Annotated in this window: 21 protein-coding genes and 1 riboswitch; of the genes, 11 read left to right on the top strand and 10 right to left on the bottom strand. The window is 71.7% G+C overall.

The genetic code is table 11. The features are described 5' to 3' along the window. Positions 1-13: 13 nt before the first annotated feature. Positions 14-574, top strand: a complete 561-nt coding sequence (locus tag ACQ143_RS11510) for a GNAT family N-acetyltransferase (RefSeq protein ID WP_449570829.1) — start codon at positions 14-16, stop codon at positions 572-574. A gap of 143 nt (positions 575-717) precedes the next feature. Continuing rightward, entirely contained in the window at positions 718-1,596 is an 879-nt protein-coding gene (locus ACQ143_RS11505; RefSeq protein ID WP_449570828.1) for an Fpg/Nei family DNA glycosylase, read from the top strand. A gap of 24 nt (positions 1,597-1,620) precedes the next feature. Here ACQ143_RS11505 and glpK read toward each other — a convergent pair whose 3' ends face one another. Further along, complete coding sequence (gene glpK, locus ACQ143_RS11500) at positions 1,621-3,156, bottom strand: glycerol kinase GlpK (protein WP_449570827.1); 1,536 nt, start codon at positions 3,154-3,156, stop codon at positions 1,621-1,623. 46 nt (positions 3,157-3,202) lie between these two features. After that, positions 3,203-4,978, bottom strand: a complete 1,776-nt coding sequence (locus ACQ143_RS11495) for a glycerol-3-phosphate dehydrogenase/oxidase (RefSeq protein WP_449570826.1) — start codon at positions 4,976-4,978, stop codon at positions 3,203-3,205. A 97-nt stretch (positions 4,979-5,075) separates the two neighbouring features. Next, a riboswitch (FMN riboswitch) is annotated at positions 5,076-5,218 on the top strand. Positions 5,219-5,291: 73 nt separating this feature from the next. On the opposite strand from ACQ143_RS11495, the gene ribD reads away from it, so the two are divergent. The 5 genes from ribD to ACQ143_RS11470 are packed head-to-tail and all read left to right on the top strand — an operon-like array spanning position 5,292 to position 9,208. Beyond that, on the top strand, positions 5,292-6,377 hold the full coding sequence (gene ribD, locus ACQ143_RS11490) for a bifunctional diaminohydroxyphosphoribosylaminopyrimidine deaminase/5-amino-6-(5-phosphoribosylamino)uracil reductase RibD (RefSeq protein WP_449570825.1): 1,086 nt from the start codon (positions 5,292-5,294) through the stop codon (positions 6,375-6,377). Then, positions 6,377-7,006: a riboflavin synthase gene (locus tag ACQ143_RS11485; protein WP_449570824.1), complete on the top strand. Its 630-nt coding sequence runs from the start codon at positions 6,377-6,379 to the stop codon at positions 7,004-7,006. The genes ribD and ACQ143_RS11485 overlap by 1 nt, the downstream gene beginning before the upstream one ends. Then, positions 7,003-8,277, top strand: coding sequence for a GTP cyclohydrolase II (gene ribA, locus ACQ143_RS11480; protein WP_449570823.1), 1,275 nt, complete (start codon positions 7,003-7,005; stop codon positions 8,275-8,277). The genes ACQ143_RS11485 and ribA overlap by 4 nt, the downstream gene beginning before the upstream one ends. 43 nt (positions 8,278-8,320) lie before the next feature. Next, a complete protein-coding gene (ribH, locus tag ACQ143_RS11475) occupies positions 8,321-8,797 on the top strand; it encodes a 6,7-dimethyl-8-ribityllumazine synthase (protein WP_449570822.1) in 477 nt (158 codons plus the stop codon). Positions 8,798-8,857: 60 nt separating this feature from the next. Next, complete coding sequence (locus ACQ143_RS11470; RefSeq protein WP_449570821.1) at positions 8,858-9,208, top strand: Fe-S protein; 351 nt, start codon at positions 8,858-8,860, stop codon at positions 9,206-9,208. A 30-nt stretch (positions 9,209-9,238) separates the two neighbouring features. On the opposite strand, the gene ACQ143_RS11465 is transcribed toward ACQ143_RS11470, so the two are convergent. From ACQ143_RS11465 to ACQ143_RS11455, 3 genes are read right to left on the bottom strand one after another with little or no spacing between them, the layout of a single operon-like run. Continuing rightward, entirely contained in the window at positions 9,239-10,078 is an 840-nt protein-coding gene (locus ACQ143_RS11465; protein ID WP_449570820.1) for an ABC transporter permease, read from the bottom strand. After that, positions 10,075-10,935, bottom strand: a complete 861-nt coding sequence (locus tag ACQ143_RS11460; RefSeq protein ID WP_449570819.1) for an ABC transporter permease — start codon at positions 10,933-10,935, stop codon at positions 10,075-10,077. The genes ACQ143_RS11465 and ACQ143_RS11460 overlap by 4 nt, the downstream gene beginning before the upstream one ends. Continuing rightward, positions 10,932-11,873 (bottom strand): ABC transporter ATP-binding protein, encoded by a 942-nt coding sequence (locus ACQ143_RS11455; protein ID WP_449570818.1) that lies wholly within the window; start codon positions 11,871-11,873, stop codon positions 10,932-10,934. The genes ACQ143_RS11460 and ACQ143_RS11455 overlap by 4 nt, the downstream gene beginning before the upstream one ends. Positions 11,874-11,962: 89 nt before the next feature. Here ACQ143_RS11455 and ACQ143_RS11450 point away from each other — a divergent pair, with 89 nt between their 5' ends. Both ACQ143_RS11450 and ACQ143_RS11445 read left to right on the top strand, forming a co-directional pair. Next, entirely contained in the window at positions 11,963-12,172 is a 210-nt protein-coding gene (locus ACQ143_RS11450) for an AsnC family protein (RefSeq protein WP_449570817.1), read from the top strand. A gap of 47 nt (positions 12,173-12,219) precedes the next feature. Then, a complete protein-coding gene (locus tag ACQ143_RS11445) occupies positions 12,220-14,109 on the top strand; it encodes an ABC transporter ATP-binding protein (protein WP_449570816.1) in 1,890 nt (629 codons plus the stop codon). A gap of 59 nt (positions 14,110-14,168) precedes the next feature. Here the strand turns inward: ACQ143_RS11445 and ACQ143_RS11440 are convergent, their stop codons facing one another. Continuing rightward, positions 14,169-16,058, bottom strand: coding sequence for a phosphoenolpyruvate carboxykinase (GTP) (locus tag ACQ143_RS11440; protein WP_449570815.1), 1,890 nt, complete (start codon positions 16,056-16,058; stop codon positions 14,169-14,171). A 125-nt stretch (positions 16,059-16,183) separates the two neighbouring features. Here ACQ143_RS11440 and ACQ143_RS11435 point away from each other — a divergent pair, with 125 nt between their 5' ends. Next, entirely contained in the window at positions 16,184-17,626 is a 1,443-nt protein-coding gene (locus ACQ143_RS11435) for a helix-turn-helix domain-containing protein (RefSeq protein ID WP_449570814.1), read from the top strand. 22 nt (positions 17,627-17,648) lie between these two features. On the opposite strand, the gene ACQ143_RS11430 is transcribed toward ACQ143_RS11435, so the two are convergent. Both ACQ143_RS11430 and ACQ143_RS11425 read right to left on the bottom strand, forming a co-directional pair. Beyond that, a complete protein-coding gene (locus ACQ143_RS11430; protein WP_449570813.1) occupies positions 17,649-18,716 on the bottom strand; it encodes a winged helix DNA-binding domain-containing protein in 1,068 nt (355 codons plus the stop codon). A gap of 38 nt (positions 18,717-18,754) precedes the next feature. Then, positions 18,755-20,227 (bottom strand): NAD-dependent succinate-semialdehyde dehydrogenase, encoded by a 1,473-nt coding sequence (locus ACQ143_RS11425; protein ID WP_449570812.1) that lies wholly within the window; start codon positions 20,225-20,227, stop codon positions 18,755-18,757. Between the two features lie 254 nt (positions 20,228-20,481). Between ACQ143_RS11425 and ACQ143_RS11420 the strand changes: the two genes are divergently transcribed. Further along, complete coding sequence (locus ACQ143_RS11420) at positions 20,482-22,149, top strand: thiamine pyrophosphate-binding protein (protein WP_449570811.1); 1,668 nt, start codon at positions 20,482-20,484, stop codon at positions 22,147-22,149. Position 22,150: 1 nt separating this feature from the next. Here ACQ143_RS11420 and ACQ143_RS11415 read toward each other — a convergent pair whose 3' ends face one another. Both ACQ143_RS11415 and ACQ143_RS11410 read right to left on the bottom strand, forming a co-directional pair. Then, a complete protein-coding gene (locus ACQ143_RS11415) occupies positions 22,151-22,774 on the bottom strand; it encodes a response regulator (RefSeq protein ID WP_449570810.1) in 624 nt (207 codons plus the stop codon). Then, positions 22,768-23,871: a sensor histidine kinase gene (locus ACQ143_RS11410; RefSeq protein ID WP_449570809.1), complete on the bottom strand. Its 1,104-nt coding sequence runs from the start codon at positions 23,869-23,871 to the stop codon at positions 22,768-22,770. The genes ACQ143_RS11415 and ACQ143_RS11410 overlap by 7 nt, the downstream gene beginning before the upstream one ends.

Raw genomic sequence — 23,871 nt, 5'->3', positions numbered from 1 at the left:
CTAGGATCGAGGGATGGAATCGGTCACGCTGCGCACCGAACGTCTCGAGCTCTCGGCTCCGCGGCCCGACGACGTCGACGAGATCTTCGCGGCCTGCCAGGACGCGTCGATCCAGCGCTACACGACGGTGCCCGTGCCCTACCGGCGTTCGGATGCGGAGTCGTTCGTCGCGCTGACCGCCCGATGGTGGGCCGACGGCACCGAGGTGCACTGGGCGATCCGCCGGGGCGGTCGGCTGGCGGGCATGATCGGCATCCACCACATCGTCGACGAGATCGGCGAGATCGGGTACTGGGTGACCCCGGACTTCCGCGGCGCCGGCGTGCTCACCGAGGCGGGCCGCGCGGTGGTCGACCGGGCGTTCAGCGCGGCCGGGCTGGACCTCAAGCGCCTCGAGTGGCGCGCTGTCGTGGGCAACACCGCGTCGGCCTGGTCGGCGCGGGCGCTGGGGTTCCGCTACGAGGGCGTGCTGCGCGGCGCGATGGCCAGCGGCCGGGGCCACGAGGACGCCTGGGTCGCGGGGCTCCTGCCCGCCGACGACCGCACGCCGCAGCCCTGGTCCGTGCTCGACTGATCGCCCCGGCGCCCGCGAGCCGCCTGCTGCTGTACGAGCCGCCCAGGTGTGTGCGGTCCGATGCTGGGCGGCTCGCACGCACATAGGCGGCTCGCGAACGGCACCGGACGAGGGGGCGCGGGCCGGCGTGGCAGGATGCCGGTATGCCTGAGATGCCGGAAGTGCAGGGCCTGGTCGACTTCCTCGCCGAGCGGACCGTCGGCCTGACGGTGACGAAGGTGACGGTCGCGAACATCGCGGCGCTGAAGACCTACGACCCGCCGATCGACGCACTGACCGGCCGCACCGTGCGCGCGGCCGCACGACACGGCAAGTTCATCGCCCTCACCACCACCGGCGCGGCCGATGTCGACCCGATGCATCTGGTGTTCCACCTGGCCAAGGCCGGGTGGCTGCGCTGGTACGACGCGCTGCCTGGCACCGTCATCCGCCCCGGGAAGACCCCGATCGCGCTGCGGGTCGCGTTCGACGACGGCGCGGGGTTCGATCTGACCGAGGCCGGCACGAAGAAGTCCCTGGCCGTGTATGCGGTGCGGGCGCCGCACGACGTGCCCGGCATCGCACGCCTGGGACCCGACCCGCTCGACCCGGGCTTCACGCGCGACACGCTCGCCGGGCTGCTGGCCGGCCGCCGCACCCAGATCAAGGGCGTGCTGCGCGACCAGTCCACCGTCGCCGGCATCGGCAACGCGTACTCCGACGAGATCCTGCACGCCGCGCGCATGTCGCCCTACGCACTGGCGGCGCACCTGGACGACGCCGAGATCGACCGGCTCTACGCCGCCCTGCGCGCGACGATCGCCGAAGCCGTCGACGCGGCCGCGGGCAAGCCGCCCGCCGACCTCAAGGACGCGAAGCGCCGCGGCATGGCCGTGCACGGCCGGCGCGGGCAGCCCTGCCCGGTGTGCGGCGACGAGGTGCGCAGCGTGTTCTTCGCCGACAATTCACTCGAGTACTGCCCGACGTGTCAGACCGGCGGCAAGATCCTCGCCGATCGGCGTCTGTCCCGGCTGCTGAAGTAGTCGCGACGGCCCGGGCGGGCGGGCTCAGTCGACGGTGTCGGCCAGGATCCGGGCATCGTCGTCGACCCAGTCCAGCGACTTGGTGACGGCCTTCTGCCAGAGCCGGTAGCGCCGTTCGCGCTCGTCGGCCGGCATCTGCGGCTCGAACGTGCGGTCGACCTGCCACTGGCTGCGCAGCGCCGCCAGGTCGGGCCAGACGCCGACGGCCAAGCCCGCAGCATACGCCGCGCCCAGCGCGGTCGTCTCCACGACGCGGGGCCGCACGACCGGGATGCCGAGGATGTCGGCCTGGAACTGCATGAGGGCGTCGTTGCGGGTCATGCCGCCGTCGACGCGCAGCTCGTCGAGGCCGCGCCCGGTGTCGGCGACCACCGCGTCGATGACGTCGCGGGTCTGGAACGCCGTCGACTCGAGCGCGGCCCGCGCGATGTGCCCCTTGTTGACGTAACGGGTCAGCCCCACCAGCGCGCCGCGGGCGTCCGGCCGCCAGTGCGGGGCGAACAGGCCGGAGAAGGCGGGAACGAAGTAGGCGCCGCCGTTGTCGTCGACGCTTGCGGCGAGGGCCTCGATCTCTTCGGAGCGCCGGATGATGCCGAGGTTGTCCCGCAGCCACTGCACGAGGGACCCGGTCACGGCGATCGACCCTTCCAGGGCGTACCGCGCGGGCTCGTCGCCGATGCGGTAGGCGACGGTCGTGATCAGTCCGGCATCCGACCGCACGATCTCGGTGCCGGTGCCCACCAGCAGGAAGTTGCCGGTGCCGTAGGTGTTCTTCGACTCCCCCGCCTCGAACGCGGCCTGCCCGAAGGTGGCGGCCTGCTGATCGCCCAGGATGCCGGCGATGGGCACCCCGCGCAGCACGCCCGGCAGCTGCACCTGCCCGACCACCTCGCTCGACGAGCGGATCTCGGGCAGCATCGCCCGCGGCACGCGCCACCGGGCCAGCATCTCGTCCGACCAGTCGAGGGTGCGCAGATCCATGAGCAGAGTGCGGCTGGCGTTGGTGACGTCGGTGATGTGGATGCCGCCGTCCCGGCCCCCGGTGAGATTCCACACCACCCAGGTGTCCGGCGTGCCGAACAGCAGGTCGCCGGCCTCGGCCGCGGCTCGGGCGCCGTCGACGTGGTCGAGGATCCACGCGAGCTTGGACGCCGAGAAATACGCCGCCAGCGGCAGCCCGGTGACATCGGCGAACGCGTCGACGCCGTGCTCGGCGATGAGGCGGTCGATCGCCGGCTGGGTGCGGGTGTCCTGCCACACGAGCGCGTTGTGGACGGGACGACCGGTGCGCTTGTCCCACACCATGACCGTCTCACGCTGGTTCGTGACCCCCACCGCCGCGATGTCGGCGGCGTTCAGCCGGGCGCGGGTAAGCACGTCCGAGAGCACCCACTGTGTATTCGTCCAGATCTCGACGGGGTCGTGCTCGACCCGCCCGGCGCGGGGGAAGATCTGCTCGTGCTCCCGCTGCGCGGTGGCCACCAGCCGCCCGCCGGCGTCGAAGACGATGGCGCGGGTCGAGGTCGTCCCCTGGTCGATCGCGATCACATGGTCGGCCACGTCGTCTCCTCCTCGAGCTTCGGTTCCCGGCGGGGACGCCGGCGCTTCACGTTATCGTGTCGACGCGATCTGACCCGGCTGTGCCGGCTGTGGCGCCCGCGACGCCCGCACTGTGGGGCCCGCCCGGGTCGGCGGCATGCACGGCGGCCAGCGCCCGTGCGACCTCGGCGGCGCGTGCCGGCACGTCCCAGCCGCACACGTCGGCCACGGCGGCGGCGACCTCGGCGGCCGCGTCCGCGGTCGCACCACCGGTGAACGCGATGCTCGTACGCCGCAGCAGCAGATCCTCCAGGTGCACCACCTGTTCGGTGCGCGCGAGGTGCCGCAGCTCGGCCGTCGAGTAGCCCGGGGCGTGGCTCAGCGCGGCGTCGTCCGCGTCGGCGGTGATCGCGGCGATGACGTCGGTCGCGGTCGTGCCGTATCGGTCGAGGAGCTGCGAGGCGCGCGCATACCCCACCGTCGAGGTGTAGGGCAGGAGCCACTGCCGGCGGGCCCGCTCGGTCGTCGGGTAGCCGGCACCCCCGCCGATCGGCACCCCCTTCGTGCTGCGGCGGCGCGGCGTGGCGAGCGCGGCGAGCACCCGGTCGGTCAGGTGCGCGGCGGAGGCGCGGAACGTGGTCCATTTGCCGCCGACCAGGCTCAGCACGGTCGCCGCGGTCGACCCGGGCAGCCGGGCCGACTCGATCCGGTAGTCGCGCGACACGAATCCCGGGGCCAGGTCCCCGTGGCCGGGCAGCGGCCGCACCCCGGAGAACCGGTAGACGATCTGCGAGCGGTCGACCCGGATCGCCGGTAGCACGTGCCGGATGAGCGCAAGGAAGTAGTCGACCTCCTCCTCGGTGCACACGATCGGCTCGTGCATGTCGTGCTCGAGGTCGGTCGTGCCCACCAGCACGCGCCCCTTGAGCGGGTAGATCAGCACGATGCGGCCGTCCGAGTGCTCGAAGAAGAGCTCGCGGCCACCGGTGGCCTGCAGCAGCTCCTCGTTGTCGAGCACGATGTGCGATCCCTTCGTGCCGCCCATGTACCGCGTCGGCTGACCGAGCTGCTCGTTGGTCAGGTCGGTCCAGGGCCCGGAGGCGTTGACGATGACCGAGGCTGTGAAGGCGAACTCGTCGCCGGAGTCGACCTCGCGCAGCACGACCTTCCCGTCGGCGGCACCGACCGCCTCGACGTAGTTCACCGCGCGGGCGCGGTCGCCACCGGCATCCACCCCGTCGCGCAACACGTCGATCGCGAGGCGTTCGGGGTCGTGCAGCGAGGCGTCCCAATAGGTCGCCGTGTAGCGGATGTCCGGGTTCAGCTGCGGCAGCCGGGCCAGCGACCGGCGCCGGCCGTCGAACTCGTGCCGCGGCACCGTGCTCTTACCGAACAGGCCGCCCCCGCGAGAGAACGAGTCGTAGATGACCAGGCCGATCTTGATCAGCAGCGCCCCGCGCTCCCGGGGCTTGCCGGCGCCGTGACGGAGAAACCGCAGCGGGGCGGAAAGCAGACCCGAGAAGGTCGTGAAGATCGGGATGGTCGTCTGCAGCGGGCGCACATAGTGCGGCGCGGTCTTCAGCAGCGCGTTGCGCTCGGTGACCGCCTCGTGCACGAGACGGAACTCCCCGTTCTCGAGATAGCGGATGCCCCCGTGGATCATGTGGCTCGAGGCCGCGGACGCACCGGACACGAAGTCGCCGCGTTCGACGAGCGCGACATCGACCCCCTGCATGGCGAGGTCGCGGAACGTCGCGAGGCCGTTGATGCCGCCGCCGATGACCAGCACGTCGGCGTAGGGCCGGTCACGGAGCCGGCCGGCCGGGCTTTTCGTCGTGTCCATCTCGGGCTCCTCCCCGCCCCCAGGCTACGTGCTCCCGATGACATCACGTTGCGGGAATGCGTCGCGTCGTGCTGCGTTGAGTACACTCGAGAGCAGCAACGTGCTCCGGGGTCGGTGAGAATCCGAACCGGCGGTGACAGTCCGCGAGCCCTTCGCCATGGCGAAGTGCCGATCCGGTGGAATTCCGGGACCGACGGTGATGCGACGTGAGTCGCGAGTCCGGATGGGAGGCAGCACGAGCGCTGTCACGGTCTCGCACCGTGCGGGCGCCCGCCTCCCCTGCCATCCCCGGAGTCTGACCGAAGGACGAGGGATGGACGCGACCGCCGCGGAACGCAGCGCCATGCGCCGGGCGTTCGCGCTCGCGCGGCGCGGACCGCGGGGCGTCAACCCGCAGGTCGGCGCGGTCCTGCTCGATCCCACCGGCGCTGTGCTGGCCGAGGGCTGGCACCGTGGCGCCGGCACCGCGCACGCCGAGGTCGACGCCCTCTCGGCCCTGACCCCCGGAGCCGCCCGCGGCGCCACCGCGGTGGTCACCCTCGAGCCGTGCAACCACACCGGCCGCACCGGGCCGTGCGCCCAGGCGCTCATCGACGCGGGCGTCGCCCGTGTCGTCTACGCCGTGGCCGATCCCGGCCGCATCTCTTCCGGCGGCGCCGATCGACTGCGCGCCGCGGGCGTCGACGTCGTCGGCGGGGTGCTGGCCGACGAGGGCACCGCCCTGCTGGATTCCTGGCTGACCGTGCAGCGGCTGGGCCGCCCGCACGTCACGGTGAAGTGGGCGCAGTCGCTCGACGGCCGAGCCGCCGCCGCCGACGGCACCAGCCAGTGGATCACCGGTCCGGTCGCCCGCGCCGACGTGCACCGGCGCCGCAGCGAGGCCGATGCGATCATCGTGGGCACCGGCACCCTGCTGGCCGACGACCCGGCCCTCACCGCCCGCCGCGCGGACGGCATCCTGTACGAGCACCAGCCGGTGCCGGTCGTGCTGGGCGCACGGGCGATCCCCGTCGACGCCGCGATCCGCCGGCATCCCCACCCCGTGCTGCACCGCGACGGCGGCAACCTGTTCGCTGAGCATCCCGGCACCGCCGAATCCGACTCGGTGCTGGCCGAGCTGCGTGCCCGCGGCATCCAGCGCGTGTTCGTCGAGGGCGGACCCACGATCGCCAGCGCCTTCCTGCGGGCGGGCCTGGTGGACGAGATCGTCGCCTACCTCGCCCCCACGCTCATCGGCGCCGGCGCCGACGGCACCGACTGGCCCGCGCTGGGTGCGCTGGGCGTGGGCACGATCGCCGAGCAGCGGCGTGTGCGCGTGGCATCCGTCGACCACCTGGGCGACGACCTGTGCATCGTGGCCCACCCGGAACCACGACCGGATCAGAAGGAGAGCGCCTGATGTTCACCGGAATCATCGAAGAGCAGGGCGAGGTCGTCGCCGTCGAACCGTCGGGCGACGGCCTGCGCCTGACCGTCCGCGCGCCACTGGCGGTATCGGATGCCGGACAGGGCGACTCGATCGCCGTGAGCGGCGTGTGTCTCACGGTCGTCGACCAGACCGCCGAGGGGTTCACTGCCGATGTCATGAAGCAGACCCTCGACATGTCCACCCTCGGTGCGGTGGGCCCGGGCAGCCGCGTCAACATCGAGCGCGCCATGGCCGCGCACGGCCGCCTGGGCGGCCATATCGTGCAGGGGCACGTGGACGGCACCGGCGAGGTGCTGCAGGTGCGTCCCGGCGCGCAGTGGCGCGTGATCCGGGTGGGCCTGCCCGCCGACCTCGCCCCGCTCGTGGTCGACAAGGGGTCGATCACCGTCGAGGGCGTCTCGCTCACCGTCAGCGCCACCAGCCCGGCCGACGCCGACGCCCACTGGTTCGAGATCTCCCTCATCCCCGAGACCCTCGAGGTCACCACCCTCGGCGCCCTCGCGGTCGGCGACCGCGTGAACCTCGAGACCGACATCCTGGCCCGCCACGTGCAGCGCCTGCTCTCTTTCCCCACCACCAGCGAAGGAGGCTCCCGATGAGCCTTTCCCCCATCTCCGACGCCCTCGACGCCCTGCGCGCCGGCCGGCCGGTCATCGTCGCCGACGACGAGGACCGCGAGAACGAAGGCGACATCATCCTGTCGGCCGCCCTGGCCACCCCCGAGTGGCTCGCCTGGACCATCCGCTGGTCCAGCGGCTTCCTGTGCGCCCCCATGCCGGCCGACTGGGCCGACCGGCTCGACCTGCCGCCGATGGTCGCGGTCAACGAGGACAGCCGCGGCACCGCCTACACGGTGAGCGTCGACGCCGCCGACCGCGTGTCCACCGGCATCAGCGCGGCCGACCGTGCGCACACCCTGAACGTGCTCGCCGACCCCGAGTCGACGCCGGCGTCGGTCATCCGGCCCGGGCACATCCTGCCCCTGCGCGCCGTCGACGGCGGCGTGCGCGAACGTGCCGGGCACACCGAGGCGGCCGTCGACCTCATGCGACTGGCCGGGCTTCCGCCCGTCGGCGCGATCGGCGAGGTCGTCGCCGAAGACGGCAGCATGATGCGCCTTCCCGGGCTGCTCGAGATGGGACAACGCGAAGGCATTCCGGTCATCACGATCGAACAGCTCATCGCCCACCTGAACGAACTGCCGGCCGACGACGTCGCCGCCCCCGAGCCGCACGCGCGACGCCGGGTGAGCCTGCGGGCCGAGGCGCAGGTGCCCACCGCGCACGGCACCTTCCGCTTCCTCGCCTACAAGGACCGCGTCACCGGCACCGACCACATCGCGGTCGTCGCCGGGGACCTGACCGACGACGCGACCCTCGTGCGCGTGCATTCGGAGTGCCTCACCGGCGAGGCGTTCGGGTCGCTCAAGTGCGAGTGCGGGCCGCAGCTGGATGCCGCGCTCGCGGCGATCGCGACCCAGGGCGGTGTGGTCATCTACATGCGCGGCCACGAGGGACGGGGCATCGGCCTCATCAACAAGCTGCGCGCGTACAGCCTGCAGGAGCAGGGCCTGGACACCGTCGACGCCAACCTGGCACTGGGCCTGCCCGCCGACGCGCGCGACTATGCGGCCGCCGCCGGCATCATGTCCGATCTGGGCATCGACAAGCTGCGCCTGCTCACGAACAACACCGACAAGGTCGGCCAGCTGCGCGAACTCGGCCTCGACGTGGTCGAGCAGGTGCCGCTGCTGGTGGGCGTGGGCGCGAACAACCACCAGTACCTCGAGACCAAGCGCGACCGGATGGGGCACCTCATCGACACGGCCGCGCTCGAGAGCGCCCTGGCGCAGAACGAATCGCAGGCATGACGCGCGCCGCGATGCGCGCCGGACGCAGGGATCAGGAGACAGCATGAGCGGACACGGAGCACCCCAGACCCAGCAGGTCGACGCGACGGGGCTGAACGTCGTCGTCGTGGCCGGGCAGTGGCACGACGTCATCACCGACGGCCTCATCGCCGGTGCCCAGCGCACCCTCGACGCGTCGGGGGCCGCCTGGCGGCTGGTGCGCGTGCCCGGCTCGTTCGAGCTGCCGGTCGCCTGCAAGACGGCGCTGGATGCCGGGGCCGACGCCGTGGTGGCCCTCGGGGTCATCATCCGCGGCGGGACCCCGCACTTCGAGTACGTCTCGGCCGCCGCGACCGACGGGCTGACACGGGTCGCGCTGGACACCGGCAAGCCGGTCGGCTTCGGCGTGCTGACCCTCGACGACGAGCAGCAGGGCCTCGACCGGGCGGGCCTGCCCACCTCGAAGGAGGACAAGGGGGCCGAGGCCGCCGACGCGGCACTGCGCACCGCCCTTGTGCTGCGCGAATTGCGCGCCGGCTGACCGGGGCTTCGGTCCGCACACAGCCGGGACCTTCAGCCCTCCGTAAGGTACGGTGTGACCATGGAAACCCTGCGTCTCGTCGTCCTTCTGGTCCACCTCGTCGGCTTCGCCATGCTGTTCGGCGGCTGGGTCGTCGAGCTGATCGGCAAGCGCGGAATCAACCGCGTCATGCACTGGGGTCTGGCCGTCGCCGCGGTGGCGGGGCTGGCTCTGGCCGCCCCGTGGGGCATCGACGGTGACATGAACTACGCGAAGATCGGCACGAAGCTGGTCATCCTGATCGTCATCGGTGCGCTGCTGGGCATCGGCGCCGGTCGCGCCCGCAAGTCGGGGGGCGTGCCCGCAGCCGTATTCTGGCTCATCGGGCTGCTGACCCTCGCCAACGCCGCGATCGCGGTGCTCTGGCGCTGACCCGACCGACCCGCCGAAGCGGCTGCGCACTCAGTCCAGGAACAGAGCGCGCAGCCGCTTAGTCGTGAACACGAGACCGACCGCGATCATCACGACGTAGTAGAGCACGTGCCACAGCATGGCGGGCGCGAGGATGCCGGTGGTCAGCCCCCGGATGAGCTCGACGCCGTGCCACAGCGGGAAGGCCATGACGATCGCCTGCACCGCCTCGGGGTACACCGTGATCGGGTAGAAGGTCGCCGAGAACAGGAACATCGGCAGCAGGACGAAGTTGATCCAGTCCATGTGCTGGAAGGTCTTCATGTAGCTCGTGACCGCCATGCCCAGGCTCGCGAAGCCGAACGCGATCAGCAGCACGGCGGGGATGGCCAGGATCGCGGTGGGCGCGAGGTTCAGGCCCATGATCTGCATGATGACCATGAAGCCGGTGGCGTAGAGCAGTCCGCGCAGCAGCGCGTACAGGATCTCGCCCAGGGCGACATCCAGCGGCCCGAGCGAGGTGGACAACATGCCCTCGTAGAGCTTGCCGTAGTTGAGTTTGAAGAACACGTTCCACGTCGAGTCGTAGATCGCGCCGTTCATCGCCGACACCGCCAGCAGTGCGGGGGCGATGAAGGCCGCGTACGGCACGTCGACGCCCTGCGAGGTCTGCACGTCGCCGACGAGCGCGCCCAGGCCGATGCCCATGGATGCCAGGTAGAACACGGGCTCGAAGAAGCCCGACAGCACGACGACCCAGCTCGAGGAGCGCGCGGCGATGAGTCCGCGCTGCACGACGGCCCCGGGGTTGCCGGCCCACAGTGCACGCACGCCGCCGCGGCGCACGGCGGCACCGACCGGCTGCGGGAGACTCTCGTCCACGACCGTCATTTCGCCAGCCTTTCGATGAACACGCGGCGGCCCCAGAGGTATCCGACCACGCACAGCAGCAGGATGTACCCGACGTGCACGGCGATCATCTCCCCCGGGATCGGCGCCGCATACGTCGCGACCCGGCCCAGTTCCGCGCCGTGCCACAGCGGTGAGATCCAGCCGATCCACTGCAGCCACACCGGCAGGGTGTCCAGCGGGTAGAACGTGCCGGAGAACAGGAACATCGGCATGAAGACGAAGCGCTGCACGAGCGCGAACTGACCCTTGTCGTCCTCGATCGATCCGGCGTATGCCAGCAGCGGAATACCGAACGCCAGCCCGGCCGCCACCCCGGCGAAGATCGCCAGCCAGCCCGTCCCCGGCTCGGGCACGGCGCCGAAGATCCAGATGAACACGTAGTACGCCGCCACCGCGACGGTCATGCGCGCGGCGGCGCCGAGGATCACCCCGTTGGCGATCTGCGGGCTCGACAGCGCCGACGCGTTGAACCCGTAGAAGTAGCGACGCCACTTGAATCCGGCCATCACCGGGTAGGTCATCTCCTCGCTGGCCACCGCGATGGCCGCGGTGACCAGCAGGGCCGGGGCGACGAACACCAGGTACGACACCTGCGTGCCACGGTCGTCGATGGGCGCGTCGATGAGCATCGCCAGGCCGATCCCGAGGCCCAGCAGGTACACGATCGGCTGCCCCAGGGCTCCGACGATGATGGTCCACCCGTACGCGCGCATCGCGCGCACCATGTGCTCGGTGACGTACCAGCTGCCGCGGCGGCGCGGCTTCCGGCCCCATTCCAGGGCCTCGGCCCGCAGCTGCTCGAGCGTCGGGTGGGTGGTGACGGCCTCGGCGCTCATTCGATCAGCGACCTTCCCGTCAGGCGCAGGAACACATCCTCCAGGCTGGAACGGCGCACGAGGCTCGTCCGCGGCTGCAGGCCGGCGGCGGTCACGCGCTCGAGGGCCGCCTCACCGTCGGCCGTGTACACCAGCACGCGGTCGGGCAGCACCTCCACCCGATCGCCGATGCCCTGCAGCTGCGCGGCGGCCTGCTGGTTGCGGTCGGATCCGAACCGCACCTCGAGCACCTCCCGGCTGGAATGCTCGCGGATGAGGGATGCCGGGGTGCCCTCGGCCATGATGCGTCCCTTGTCGACGACGATCAGCCGATCGCACAGCTGCTCGGCCTCGTCCATGTAATGGGTGGTGAGCACCAGCGTCGTCCCGCGCTCCTTGAGCCGGAACAGCCGGTCCCACAGCACGTGGCGCGCCTGCGGGTCCAGGCCCGTCGTCGGCTCGTCCAGCAGCAGGATGCGCGGGTCGTTGATGAGGCCGCGCGCGATCGTCAGCCGCCGCTTCATGCCGCCCGAGAGCTGATCGACCTTGGCCTTCGCCTTGTCCTCGAGTGCCGCGAACGCGAGCAGCTCATCGGCCTTCTGATGGCACACCTTGCCCGGCAGGCCGAAGTAGCGCCCGTAGATGTAGAGGTTCTCGCGGGCGTTGAGCTCGCCGTCGAGGTTGTCCTGCTGCGGAACGACGCCCAGCCGGGACCGGATCTCGGGTCCGTATTGGTCGGGGTCGAGCCCGAGGATCTGCAGGTCGCCCCCGGTGCGGGTGGAGACCGCACCGATCATCTTCATGGTCGTGGACTTGCCGGCGCCGTTGGGCCCGAGCAGACCGAACGATTCACCCGGGGCGACCTCGAACTCCAGTCCGTCCACGGCGAGGAAGTCGGGCTTGCCCTTGACTTCGTACGCCTTGACGAGGTTCCGAGCGGAGATGACAGGTTCTGGCACCGCACCACACTAACCCCCGCAGCGGACATCCGCCGGAGCCTTCGTCAACCCATGTTGACACTTCTCGCGATGTCAACTACGGTTGACGCATGAGCGCCCCGCCCACGCCGACCGGCACCGCCGAGGACGAGCCACCCCTGCGGGCCCTCCAGGAGATCACGCGACGCCGCCGCGAGCTCGAACGAGCCGAGGAGGCGGCCGTGCGCCGCGCCCGCATCGCCGGCTACTCGTGGCAGGCGATCGCGATGTCGCTGGGCGTCAGCAGGCAGGCGGTCCATAAGAAGTACGGACGACAATAGAGCCGGCCGCGCACCCGGCATCCACCCCGACCCCGAGGACACACCACATGTCATCCGACACCGCACGTCGTCGCGGCTCCCGCCGCCGCCCGGCCGACGACGGACCCCGCGCGTCGCTGCGACAGCTGCTGCCGTTCCTGTTCGAGCACAAGGGCGTCCTCACCGCCGTCGCGGTCCTGAGCGTGCTGGCGGCCTTCGCGACGCTGGCCCAGCCGCTCGTGGTGGGGCAGCTGATCGAACGCGTGCAGCTGGGCGACGCGCTCGGCGCGCTGGTGTGGGTGCTGGTCGCGCTGGTGGTCGTGTCGTCGATCATCAGCGGGTACCAGCACTATCTGCTGCAGCGCACGGGAACCGCCGTCGTGTTCTCCAGCCGGCGGCGCCTGATCGCGCAGCTGCTGCACCTGCCGGTGCGGGAGTACGACGCCCGCCGCACGGGCGACCTCGTCTCGCGCGTGGGCACCGACACCACGCTGCTGTACGCGGTGCTCACCCAGGGACTGGCCGACTCGGTCGGCAACGCACTGATCTTCGTCGGCGCCATCGTGGCGATGCTCGTGATCGATCCGATCCTGCTGCTGCTGATCCTCGTGGTCATCGGCGCCTCGGTCGCCGTGGTCGGAGTGCTCAGCGGTCGCATCCGCCGGGCGACACAGGTGCAGCAGGAGCAGGTCGGGCACCTCGCCTCCGGGGTGGAGCGTGCGATCGGCTCCATCCGCACCATCCGCGCCGCCGGCGCCGAAGACCGCGAGCGGGCGGCGATCGAGGGCACGGCGTCAGCCGCCTACGACGCCGGCGTCAAGGTCGCGAAGGCCTCGGCGTTCGTGGTGCCGGTGGCGGGCATCGCGCTGCAGCTGTCGCTGCTGGTCGTGCTCGGCGTCGGCGGCTACCGCGTGGCCTCCGGCGCCATCTCGATCGCACAGCTGGTCACGTTCGTCATGTTCCTGTTCTTCCTGATCCAGCCACTGGGCTCGTTCTTCGGGGCGATCACCTCGGTGAACCAGGCGCTGGGGGCGCTCGGCCGCATCCAGGAGGTGCTCGATCTGCCGACCGAGACCGCCGCCGACGCCGCCCTGGCCGCGGAGGTGGCCGCCGCCGGCCTCGACCACGACGGGCGGGCCGACGCGGCGATCGAATTCCGCGACGTGCACTTCTCGTACCCCGCCGCCGTCGTCGCCACCCGCCATGACGCGCAGGCCCAGGCCCTCAAGGCCCTCGCCGAGGTGCACGCCGACACCATCGACGTCACCGACAGTGACGGCGAGGTGCTGCGCGGGGTGTCGTTCACCGTCCCGCGCGGATCGCGGGTCGCGCTGGTCGGGCCCTCGGGGGCCGGCAAGTCGACGACGCTCGCACTCATCGAGCGGTTCTACGACCCCACCTCCGGTGCGGTGCTGCTGAACGGCGAGGATGTGCGCACCCTCGACCGGCGCGCGCTGCGGGCCCAGCTCGGCTACGTCGAGCAGGATGCGCCGACTCTGGCCGGCACGATCGCCGACAACCTGCGGCTCGCCGCGCCGCAGGCGACCGACGCCCAGTGCGAGCGGGTGCTGCGCGCGGTGAACCTCGGCGACGTGCTCGAACGCAGCCCGCTGGGGCTGGCGGCGCCGGTGGGCGAAGCCGGCGTCATGCTGTCGGGCGGTGAGCGTCAGCGCCTCGCGATCGCGCGCGCCCTGCTGGCCGCTCCCCCGATCCTGCTGCTCGACGAGTCCACGTCGTCGCTCGACGGACTCAACGAGCAGCGCATGCGCGAGGCGATCGACGCGGTGGCGACCGGCCGCACGCTCATCGTCATCGCACACCGGCTGTCGACGGTCGTTGACAGCGACCTGATCGTCGTGCTCGACCACGGCCGTGTCATCGGTCAGGGAACGCACGCCGAGCTCATCGAGTCGGTGCCGCTGTACCGCGACCTGGCCGCGCGCCAGCTGCTGGTCTGACGCACAGGCGAACGCCCCGGCTCCGCAGCAGCGGGCCGGGGCGTTCGTCGTCGGGGTTCTCAGGCGGCCTGCGCGCGCTTCAGGCGGTAGCGCAGAGCGGCCAACTCGGCGTAGAGGGCCGGGGGCACCTTCCCGTCGAAGGTCCGGTAGAACTCCTCGGTCAGGTCCGCCTCGGCCAGCCAGAGCTCGGGATCCACCGCGAACAGCTCGTCGAGATCCTCCTGCGACACGTCGATGCCGTCGAGGTTGAGGTCCTCGGTGCGCGGCAGGCGGCCGATGGGGCTGTCGACGGCGCCGACCTGCCCCTCCACCCGGCGGATGATCCAGTCGATCACGCGCGAGTTGTCACCGAAGCCGGGCCACAGGAACCGGCCGTCGGCGCCCTTGCGGAACCAGTTGACCTGGAAGATGCGCGGCGCGCGGTCGAACCGCAGCGTCTGCCCGACCTTCAGCCAGTGCGCGAAGTAGTCGGCCATGTTGTACCCGCAGAACGGCAGCATCGCGAACGGGTCGCGGCGCAACTCGCCCACGGTGCCCTCGGCGGCGGCGGTGCGCTCGGACGAGATGTTCGAGCCCATGAACACGCCGTGGGCCCAGTCGGTGGCCTCGACCACGAGCGGGACATTGGTGGCGCGGCGGCCGCCGAACAGGATGGCGTCCAGCGGCACCCCCTCGGCGGCATCCCAGTCGCTCGCGATCTGCGGGCACTGGGCGGCGCTGACGGTGAACCGGGAGTTCGGGTGGGCGGCGGGCGTGCCCGAAGCCGGGGTCCAGGGCTTGCCCGTCCAGTCGGTGAGTTCGGCCGGCACCTCGTCGGTCAGCCCCTCCCACCAGACGTCGCCGTCGGGGCGCAGCGCGACGTTCGTGAAGATCGTGTTGCCCCACAGCGTCTCGACGGCGGTGACGTTGGTCGACTCGCCCGTGCCCGGCGCGACGCCGAAGAATCCCGCCTCGGGGTTGATCGCCCACAGTCGGCCGTCCTCACCCGGGCGCAGCCACGCGATGTCGTCGCCGAGCGTCTCGACGCGCCAGCCGGGGATCGTGGGACGCAGCATGGCGAGGTTGGTCTTGCCGCACGCCGAGGGGAACGCGGCGGCGACGTGGTAGGCCTTGCCCTCGGGCGAGATCACGCGGATGAGCAGCATGTGCTCGGCCAGCCAGCCTTCGTCGCGGCCGATGACGGAGGCGATGCGCAGCGCGAAGCACTTCTTCGCGAGGATCGCGTTGCCGCCGTAGCCCGATCCGTAGGACCACACCTCGAGCGTGTCGGGGAAGTGGACGATGTACTTCTCGTCGTTGCACGGCCAGGCCACGTCCTGCTGGCCCGGCTCGAGCGGGGCGCCGACCGAGTGGACCGTCTTGACCCAGTGCTTGCCGGCGGCGATCTGGTCGAGCACGCCGGTGCCGACGCGGGTCATGATCCCGATGGATGCCACGGCGTAGGCACTGTCGGTGACCTGCACCCCGATGTGCGAGAGCGGGCCGCCGACGGCGCCCATCGAGAACGGGACGACGTACATCGTGCGCCCGCGCATCGACCCGTCGAACAGCGGCGTGATGGTGCCGCGGATCTCATCCGGTGCGACCCAGTTGTTCGTGGGACCGGCATCCTCCTCCCGCGCGGACGCGATGAAGGTGCGCGCCTCGGTGCGGGCGACGTCGCTGGGGTGCGAACGGGCCAGGTACGAGCCGGGACGCCATTCGGGGTTCAGCTTGATGAGCTTGCCCTCGTCCACCATCTCGCGCAGCAGTGCCTCGTTCTCGGCACGCGAGCCGTCGACCCAGTGGACGCGGGCGGGCTTGGTGAGCGCGGCGATCTCGTCGACCCAGGCGTGCAGCTCCTCCAGGCCCGGCATGTCGGGACGCTCGCCATACGCCCGCGCCGGACGCGGACCGCCGGCGGGGCGGGTCACGGGGGCGGTGCGGGTGAACATGTCGGCGATGGCCATGTCGGCTCCTTCGGATCAGACAAACGATGTCGAGGTCGTTATGCCTTCCACTTTGCGGCATGGCGACCCACTCTTTCAGCCCTTGACAGCGACAAGAATCCTGAATCTTTCACTATCATCAAGGAATGGCTCCCTCGTCCCTGGAACTGTCCACGCTCGGTCACCGCATCCGGCACCACCGCACCGCCCGCGGCTACACGCTCGACGAGCTGGGGGCGCTCGTCGGGGTCGCCGGCAGCCAGCTGAGCCTGATCGAGAACGGGAAGCGCGAGCCGAAGCTGTCCCTGCTGCAGGCGATCGCGCACGCGACCGGCACCGACGTCACCGACCTGCTGTCGGCGGAACCGCCCAACCGGCGCGCCGCCCTGGAGCTGGAGCTGCAGCGCGCGCAGGCGAGCCCGGTGTTCCGTCGCCTGGGCGTCGAGCCGGTGCGGGTGACCAAGACCATGAGCGACGAGACGATCGAGTCGATTCTGGGGCTGCACCGCGAACTGCACCGCCGCGAGCGCGAGGCGATCGCGACCCCCGAAGAGGCGCGTCGGGCCAACACCGAGCTGCGACTGCGCATGCGCGAGCGCGGCAACTACCTCGGCGACATCGAGAAGCTGGCCGAGAAGCAGCTCAAAGCAGCCGGCCACGTGTCGGGCGCGCTCACGCACCGCACGGTGAGCATCATGGCGCAGCAGCTCGGGTTCGAACTGATCTACGTCAACGACCTGCCCCATTCGGCGCGGTCGGTCACCGACCTGGAGAACGGCCGGATCTACCTGCCCCCGGCATCCATCCCCGGCGGCCACGGCCTGCGGTCGATGGCCCTGCAGGCGATGGCGCACCGCCTGCTCGGCCACACTCCGCCCACCGATTACGCCGACTTCCTGCAGCAACGCCTCGAGATCAACTACTACGCAGCGTGCTGCCTCATGCCCGAGACGGCGTCGGTCGCGTTCCTCACGCAGGCCAAGAAGGACCGCAACCTGGCGGTGGAGGACTTCCGCGACGCGTTCGGGGTGACGCACGAGGCGGCCGGCATGCGGTTGACGAACCTGCTGACCGAGCACTTCGGCATGAAGCTGCACTTCCTGCGGGTGGACGGCACCGGTGCCATCAACCGCGTCTACGAGAACGACGGCCTGCCGCTGCCGATGGACGTGACCGGCGCCATCGAGGGCCAGATCGTCTGCCGTCACTTCGCCGCGCGGTCGGCCTTCGGGCAGCAGAACCGCACCACCGAGCACTACCAGTACACCGACACCCCGGCCGGCACGTTCTGGTGCTCGAGCCAGACCGGATCGACCACCGCGGGCGAGTTCTCGATCACCGTCGGTGTCCCCTTCGACGATGCCCGCTGGTGGCGCGGCCGCGAGACGCAGAAGCGGGCCGCGTCGACGTGCCCCGACGAGTCGTGCTGCCGACTCCCGGACAGCGAGCTGACGGCCCGCTGGGAGGGCAGGGCCTGGCCGAGCGCCCGCGTGCACATGCAGATGTTCTCGCCGCTGCCCCGCGGCGCCTTCCCCGGCGTCGACGACGGCGAGGTCTACACGTTCCTCGAGCGGCACGCCCCGCGCTGACCGTCCCGGGTGACGCGGCGGGTCAGCCGGTGAGGAAGCGCGTGTAGCCGGCGAGCGCCTCCTCGACGGCGGATGCCGGGGCGGCACCGGGCAGGAACAGTTCGGGCACGGGCGGCTCGGCGTGCCGACCGACGGCCAGCGAGTGCGACCACGACCCGATGATCTCGCCCTGCGCCAGCAGCACGGGGCGGACGAACCCCTGGGCGCTCGGCCCCACGACCGCCTGCGTCTCGGGCGGACACGGCACCGACCGGTCGGCGTACGACAGGTAGTACTCCTCGAACGGCGGCAGCGCCTGCACCTCGGGCACGGGAGACCGCCGCGGCCGCGCGCCCGCCGCCGTGAACAGCCCCTCCTCGACCTCGATCACCCGGTCGCCTGCGCCCTCGCGCGCCGCGCGGGCCATGCCCAGCGGCAGCCCCGCCCACCACCGGAAGTCGGCGACGCCCGCCGGCCCGTGCGACACGATGTAGCGCACGAACATCTCCGCCAGCGGGTCGGCCGGCTGTGCCGACTCGGTGATCCACTCCTCCGCCGACACGACGTACTGGTCGCGGGTGGGGGCGCCGTCCCGCGGCACGACCGGGCCCAGGCAGGCCACCTGACGCAGGCACATGAGCACCAGGATGTGATTGCCGCGCATCCCGGTCGTCTCGATACCGGCGGCCTGCAGCACCTCGGCGAACTCCCGTCGCGTGAGCCGGTTGCCCCCGGCGAGGACGGGCCGCACGGCACGCTCGGCCGCGGTCAGCGTGGATGCCGTGATCCCGGCGTTGCGCAGCGGCGCGGCGTACTGCTTCTCCTGCCGGGCGGCGGTGACGGCCAGCAGCCAGGACAGGTCGGCGGGACGCAGGATGTGCAGCGTGCCGCGCATCGTCCACGACCGGATCAGCCGGCCGGCCGCGAACGCGGCATCCACCTCGCGCAGGGTCGGCTCGCCGCGGGTGCGGGCGGCCAGCGCCCACCGGCCGCCCCAGAACTCCTGCGCCTGCGTCGCGGTCATGTGGGCGGCGGCGTCGACGACGGTCCGGGCCGGTGCGGTCAGCCGGTGCGAGCGCAGGCGTTCGGCACGCAGACGGTGCAGATCCATGCGCCCATCATGCCGTGGGCCTCCGACGGCGCCTCCCGTCACCCGAAGGGGTTCGGGGTGAGCGTGTACTTGGTCTGCAGGTACTCGTGGATGCCCTCGGCGCCGCCCTCGCGACCCAGGCCCGACATCTTCCAGCCGCCGAACGGCGCGGCCGCGTTGGAGACGACACCCATGTTCAGGCCCATCATCCCGGTGGCCAGCCGCTCGATCATGCGCTGCCCCCGGGCGAGATTCTCGGTGAACACGTACGACACCAGGCCGTACTCGGTGTCGTTGGCGATGCGCACGGCCTCGTCTTCGTCGTCGAACGGGATGATCGCCAGCACCGGGCCGAAGATCTCCTCGCGCAGGATCTCCGACCCCGGCTGCACGTCGCTGACGACGGTGGGCTGGTAGAACGATCCGGCGCCGTCCAGCGCGGCGCCACCGGTGCGCAGCGTCGCGCCGCGGCCGACCGCGTCCTGCACGAGCTCGTCGGCCTTGGCGACCGCGCGGTCGTCGATGAGCGGCCCGATGGCCACACCGTCGTCGGTGCCGCGGCCGATCTTCATGGCCTTCACCCGTTCGGTGACCCGGTCGGCGAACTCGTCGGCGACCGACCGGTGCACGATGAACCGGTTCGCGGCCGTGCACGCCTGGCCCACGTTGCGGAACTTCGCGGCGATGGCACCGTCGACCGCCTTGTCGAGGTCGGCGTCTTCGAACACGACGAACGGGGCGTTGCCGCCGAGTTCCATCGACGTGCGCAGCACCCCCTCGGCCGCCTGCTCCATGAGCGCCTGACCCACCGGCGTCGAACCCGTGAACGAGAGCTTGCGCAGCCGCGGGTCGCGGATGATCGGCTCGGACACCGCGTTCGAGGTCGACGTGGTGATGACGTTGACCACACCGGCGGGCAGTCCCGCGTCCTCGAGCAGCTTCACGAAGTACAGCGTCGTCAGCGGCGTGAGCGCGGCGGGCTTGATGACCACGGTGCAGCCGGCGGCCAGCGCCGGCGCGATCTTGCGTGTCGCCATCGCGAGGGGGAAGTTCCACGGGGTGATCAGGAAGCACGGCCCCACGGGGTGCTGCGAGACGATCATGCGCCCGGTGCCCTCGGGGTTCTGCCCGTAGCGTCCCTGGATGCGCGGTGCCTCTTCGCTGAACCAGCGCACGAACTCGCCGCCGTAGGCGACCTCGCCGCGCGCTTCGGCGAGCGGCTTGCCCATCTCGAGGGTCATCAGCAGCGCGAAGTCCTCCTTGCGCTCCTGCAGCAGGTCGAACGCGCGGCGCAGCAGCTCGGCGCGCTCCCGCAGCGGCGTGGCCGCCCAGGCCGGGAAGGCGGCGTCCGCGGCATCCAGTGCGGCCAGGCCGTCAGCCGGCGTTGCCGAGGCGATCTCCTTGATGACGGCGCCGGTGGCCGGATCGGAGACCTTCAGCGTCGCCCCGCCGGTGGCCGCGCGCCACTGCCCGTCGATGTAGAGCCCGTCGGGCACGGATGCCAGCAGCTCGGTCTCACGGTTCTCGCTCATGTGGACTCCCTCGTCGCGAATGGATGCCGGTGCCGCACCCTCCGGAAGAATCGTATACGATCCTACCCTCGAGTGCGAACGGTCGGCGCACCGCACGCACCCGCTGCGCGCTCACCCTATACTCGGATCGTCCGGCGGCAGCGCACGCCGTCGGTGCTCGAAAAATGGGCACGCAGCCGCCTCGACCGGGGTCCGGGCGCGCGAGACACATACGGCATCGTTCACTTTCCCGTCTGTCTCGAAGGAGCATCCCCATGCCCACCGTCTCCGCCCACGTGGCCCACGCCCTCTCGCACCACATCGCCCACGTGTTCGGGGTGATGGGCAACGGCAACGCGTACTTCCTCGACGCGCTCGAGCGGTCGACCGACGTCGGCTACACGGCCGTCCGCCATGAGGCCGCCGCCGTCGTCGCCGCCGACGCCTACCATCGGGCCGGTGGCGGGCTGGCTGCGGCGACGGCGACCTACGGCGCCGGATTCACCAACACGCTCACCGCGCTGGCCGAAGCCGTGCAGGCCCACGTGCCGCTCCTGCTCGTCGTGGGCGACGAGCCCACGAGCGGACCGCGCCCCTGGGATGTCGACCAGATCGCGCTGGCCTCGGCTGTCGGCGCACGGACCTACACGGTCGGTCGCGCCGACGCCGCCGCGACCGCGATCATCGCCGTCGAACATGCCCTTTCGTACCGCGTGCCGACGGTGCTGGCGATCCCCTACGACGTGGCGAAGGTGGATGCCGGGCCGCTGCCGCCGGTGCCGGCTCCGAACCTGCCCGCGCCGCTGGCACCGGCGAACGATTTCGCCCGCGGAACGGTCACTGAGATCGCCGAGGCGCTGGCCGGCGCCGAGCGGCCGTTCCTGCTGGGCGGGCGCGGCGCCTGGATCGCCGGGGCCGGCGCGGCTCTGGGCGAGGTGGCCGACCTCACCGGGGCGGTGACCGCCTCCACCGCGCTCGGCCGGGGCCTGTTCCCGGCATCCGCCTACGACCTCGGCGTCACCGGCGGCTTCGGCGCCGCCGGGGCGATGGACCTGGTGCGCACCGCCGACGTGGCGGTCGTGTTCGGCGCCTCGCTCAACCAGTTCACGATGCGCTTCGGGGCGCTGTTCGCACCCGGCACGCGCGTGTTCCAGGTCGACACGGCACCGGCGGCCACCCACCCGCACGTCGGCGGGTTCGTGCGCGGCGATGCCCGCGTCGTGGCCGAGCAGATCGCCGCGATGCTGCGGGAGCGCGCGGCGAAGCCCAGCGGCTGGCGCGAGTCCGTCGACGTCCCGGCGCTGCGCGCGTACGACTCCGGGAAAGGCGTCGCCGAGGACGGGCGCCTGGACCCGCGGTCGGTGGCCGAGCGCATCGGCGCCGTGCTCGAGTCCACCGCCGAGCTGCGTGACCGCGTCGTCGTCACCGACGGCGGGCACTTCCTGGGCTGGGCGAACATGTACTGGCCGGTGGCGAGTCCGGACCGCATGATGATGGTCGGCACCGCCTATCAGGCGATCGGCCTCGGATTCGGATCGGTGCCCGGGGCGGCCCTGGCCAAGCCGGCATCCACCGTGGTCCTGTCCACCGGTGACGGCGGCGGGCTCATGGCCCTGGCCGATCTCGAGTCGGCGGTGCGGGTGGCCGGCGGCCGCGGCCTGGCCGTCGTGTGGAACGACGCGGCCTACGGCGCCGAGGTCAACCTGTACGGTCTGCAGGGGCTGGCGCAGGGGCCCATGCTGATCCCCGAGGTCGACTTCGCCGGCTTCGCCCGCGCGGTGGGCGCCCGCGGCGTGGTGGTCCGCACGCTCGAGGACCTCGCCGCGCTCGACGAGTGGGCGGCCACGTCGGCAGACGCCCGCCCCTTCCTGCTGCTGGACTGCCGCATCTCGAACACGATCATCGCGCCGTACCAGCAGGAGATCATCCGGGTGAACTCCTGAGTCAGATCCAGCCCTTGTCCTGCGCGATGCGCACGGCCTGTCCACGGTTGGCGGCCCCGACCTTGCCGATGGCCGACGACAGGTTGTTGCGCACGGTGCCGGCCGACAGGTAGACCTCGGCGGCGATGTCGGCGGCAGTGCGCCCGTCCGCGGCCAGCCGCAGGATCTGCCGCTCGCGATCGGTCAGCGGGTTGGCCCCCTCGAACAGGCTCGCCTCCGCCAGCACCGGATCGACCACACGCAGGCCCGCGTGCACCCGGCGCACCGCGTCGGCGAGCTGTTCGACGGGCGCGTCCTTGACCACGAAGCCACTCGCGCCCGCGTCGAGAGCGGCGCGCAGGTAGCCGGGCCGCGCGAACGTCGTCACGATCAGCACGCGGGTCGCGGGCCGGGCTGCCCGCAGCAGCCGGGTGGCCTCGATGCCGTCGGTCCCCGGCATCTGGATGTCCATGAGGCACACGTCGATCTCGGCTGCGCCGGCCGCACGCACGGCCTCATCGGCATCGCCGGCGGTGCCGACGACCGTCATGTCGGACTCGAGGTCGAGCAGCGCCGCGAGGGCTCCGCGCAGCATCGCCTGGTCGTCGACGACGAGCAGCCGGATCGGCTCCTGCGCACTCACCACGTCACCGCCACCCGGGTGCCGCCCGCGGCGCCGGCGCTCACCGACAGCGTCGCCCCCGCGGTGGTCGCCCGCTCACGCATGCCGCGCACACCGTTGCCCTCGGTGCCGGCGAAGCCGACGCCGTCGTCGGTGACCGTGAACCGCCCCGGTTCCACGCCGACGGTGACGGTGCGCGCCGCCGCGTGCCGCAGCACGTTCGTCGTCGCCTCGCGGAGGATCCAGCCGGCCGTCAGCGACTGCGCCGGTGAGAGGGCCTCGACCTCGCCGGACACCTCCAGGTCGATGCCGGCGGCCTGCAGCGCCTCGCGGCATCCGGCCAGCTGGTCGGCCAGGCTCGCGTTGCGCACTCCGGCGACGGTCTCGCGCACGCCGGCGATCGCCTCGGCGGTGAGCGTCTCGATGTCGGCGAGCTCGGCCTTGGCCCGATCGGGGTCCGTGTCGATGAGCCGACGCGCCAGCTGCGCCTTCATGCGCACGACGGTCAGCGAATGCCCGATGAGGTCGTGCACATCGCGGGCGACGGCTTCCCGCCCGGCGCTGGTGGCCAGCTCGAGCCCCAGCCGCTCGGCCTGGTCCGACCGGATGATCAGCCACGTGGTGACGGTGTTCACCACGCCCAGCAGCCCGACGATCGCCAGCAGCGAGAGGTACCGGGTGCCGCCGGGCACGCCGAACACGGCCGCCGCGGTCACGCCGACGGCGGCGACGAGGGTCAGCCAGTGCGCCGCCCGGGTCAGGCCGTACGAGGCGAACGACATGATGAACGGCACGAAGCTCAGCGCGTTCGGCCCGGTGGCCGGGGCCGCCAGCACCGCGCAGGCGATCATCACCGCGAACGCGACCCACTGGATCGGCCGGGGCGGCACCACCAGGCCGCCGCCGGAGAAGCTCATGCCGTTGACGAAGGCGGCGACGTACACGATGACGAAGACGACCAGGGCCGCCCAGCCGGTGACGATCCACGCCGGGGTGGCCGGCGACCGCAGCAGCGCGAGGATGGGATAGATCAGGAACACCATCCACAGCAGCGGCATGATCCAGCCGTACCGCGACCACGTCGACCCCGCGCCGGGACGGCGCGCCCCGTCTTGTGCCAT

The organism is Microbacterium pollutisoli, from assembly GCF_053586795.1.
This window is presented reverse-complemented; position numbering and strand designations above follow the sequence as displayed.

What these genes read in the sequence shown, in the direction of transcription:
- ACQ143_RS11505 (WP_449570828.1), top strand. Translation starts at nt 718, where the DNA reads ATGCCTGAGATGCCGGAAGTGCAGGGCCTGGTCGACTTCCTCGCCGAG.
- ribH (WP_449570822.1), top strand. Translation starts at nt 8,321, where the DNA reads ATGAGCGGACACGGAGCACCCCAGACCCAGCAGGTCGACGCGACGGGG.
- ACQ143_RS11510 (WP_449570829.1), top strand. Translation starts at nt 14, where the DNA reads ATGGAATCGGTCACGCTGCGCACCGAACGTCTCGAGCTCTCGGCTCCG.
- ACQ143_RS11420 (WP_449570811.1), top strand. Translation starts at nt 20,482, where the DNA reads ATGCCCACCGTCTCCGCCCACGTGGCCCACGCCCTCTCGCACCACATC.
- ACQ143_RS11465 (WP_449570820.1), bottom strand. Translation starts at nt 10,078, where the DNA reads ATGACGGTCGTGGACGAGAGTCTCCCGCAGCCGGTCGGTGCCGCCGTG.
- ribA (WP_449570823.1), top strand. Translation starts at nt 7,003, where the DNA reads ATGAGCCTTTCCCCCATCTCCGACGCCCTCGACGCCCTGCGCGCCGGC.
- ACQ143_RS11460 (WP_449570819.1), bottom strand. Translation starts at nt 10,935, where the DNA reads ATGAGCGCCGAGGCCGTCACCACCCACCCGACGCTCGAGCAGCTGCGG.
- ACQ143_RS11445 (WP_449570816.1), top strand. Translation starts at nt 12,220, where the DNA reads ATGTCATCCGACACCGCACGTCGTCGCGGCTCCCGCCGCCGCCCGGCC.
- ribD (WP_449570825.1), top strand. Translation starts at nt 5,292, where the DNA reads ATGGACGCGACCGCCGCGGAACGCAGCGCCATGCGCCGGGCGTTCGCG.
- ACQ143_RS11435 (WP_449570814.1), top strand. Translation starts at nt 16,184, where the DNA reads ATGGCTCCCTCGTCCCTGGAACTGTCCACGCTCGGTCACCGCATCCGG.
- ACQ143_RS11450 (WP_449570817.1), top strand. Translation starts at nt 11,963, where the DNA reads ATGAGCGCCCCGCCCACGCCGACCGGCACCGCCGAGGACGAGCCACCC.
- ACQ143_RS11430 (WP_449570813.1), bottom strand. Translation starts at nt 18,716, where the DNA reads ATGGATCTGCACCGTCTGCGTGCCGAACGCCTGCGCTCGCACCGGCTG.
- ACQ143_RS11440 (WP_449570815.1), bottom strand. Translation starts at nt 16,058, where the DNA reads ATGGCCATCGCCGACATGTTCACCCGCACCGCCCCCGTGACCCGCCCC.
- ACQ143_RS11495 (WP_449570826.1), bottom strand. Translation starts at nt 4,978, where the DNA reads ATGGACACGACGAAAAGCCCGGCCGGCCGGCTCCGTGACCGGCCCTAC.
- ACQ143_RS11410 (WP_449570809.1), bottom strand. Translation starts at nt 23,871, where the DNA reads ATGGCACAAGACGGGGCGCGCCGTCCCGGCGCGGGGTCGACGTGGTCG.
- ACQ143_RS11470 (WP_449570821.1), top strand. Translation starts at nt 8,858, where the DNA reads ATGGAAACCCTGCGTCTCGTCGTCCTTCTGGTCCACCTCGTCGGCTTC.
- ACQ143_RS11485 (WP_449570824.1), top strand. Translation starts at nt 6,377, where the DNA reads ATGTTCACCGGAATCATCGAAGAGCAGGGCGAGGTCGTCGCCGTCGAA.
- ACQ143_RS11425 (WP_449570812.1), bottom strand. Translation starts at nt 20,227, where the DNA reads ATGAGCGAGAACCGTGAGACCGAGCTGCTGGCATCCGTGCCCGACGGG.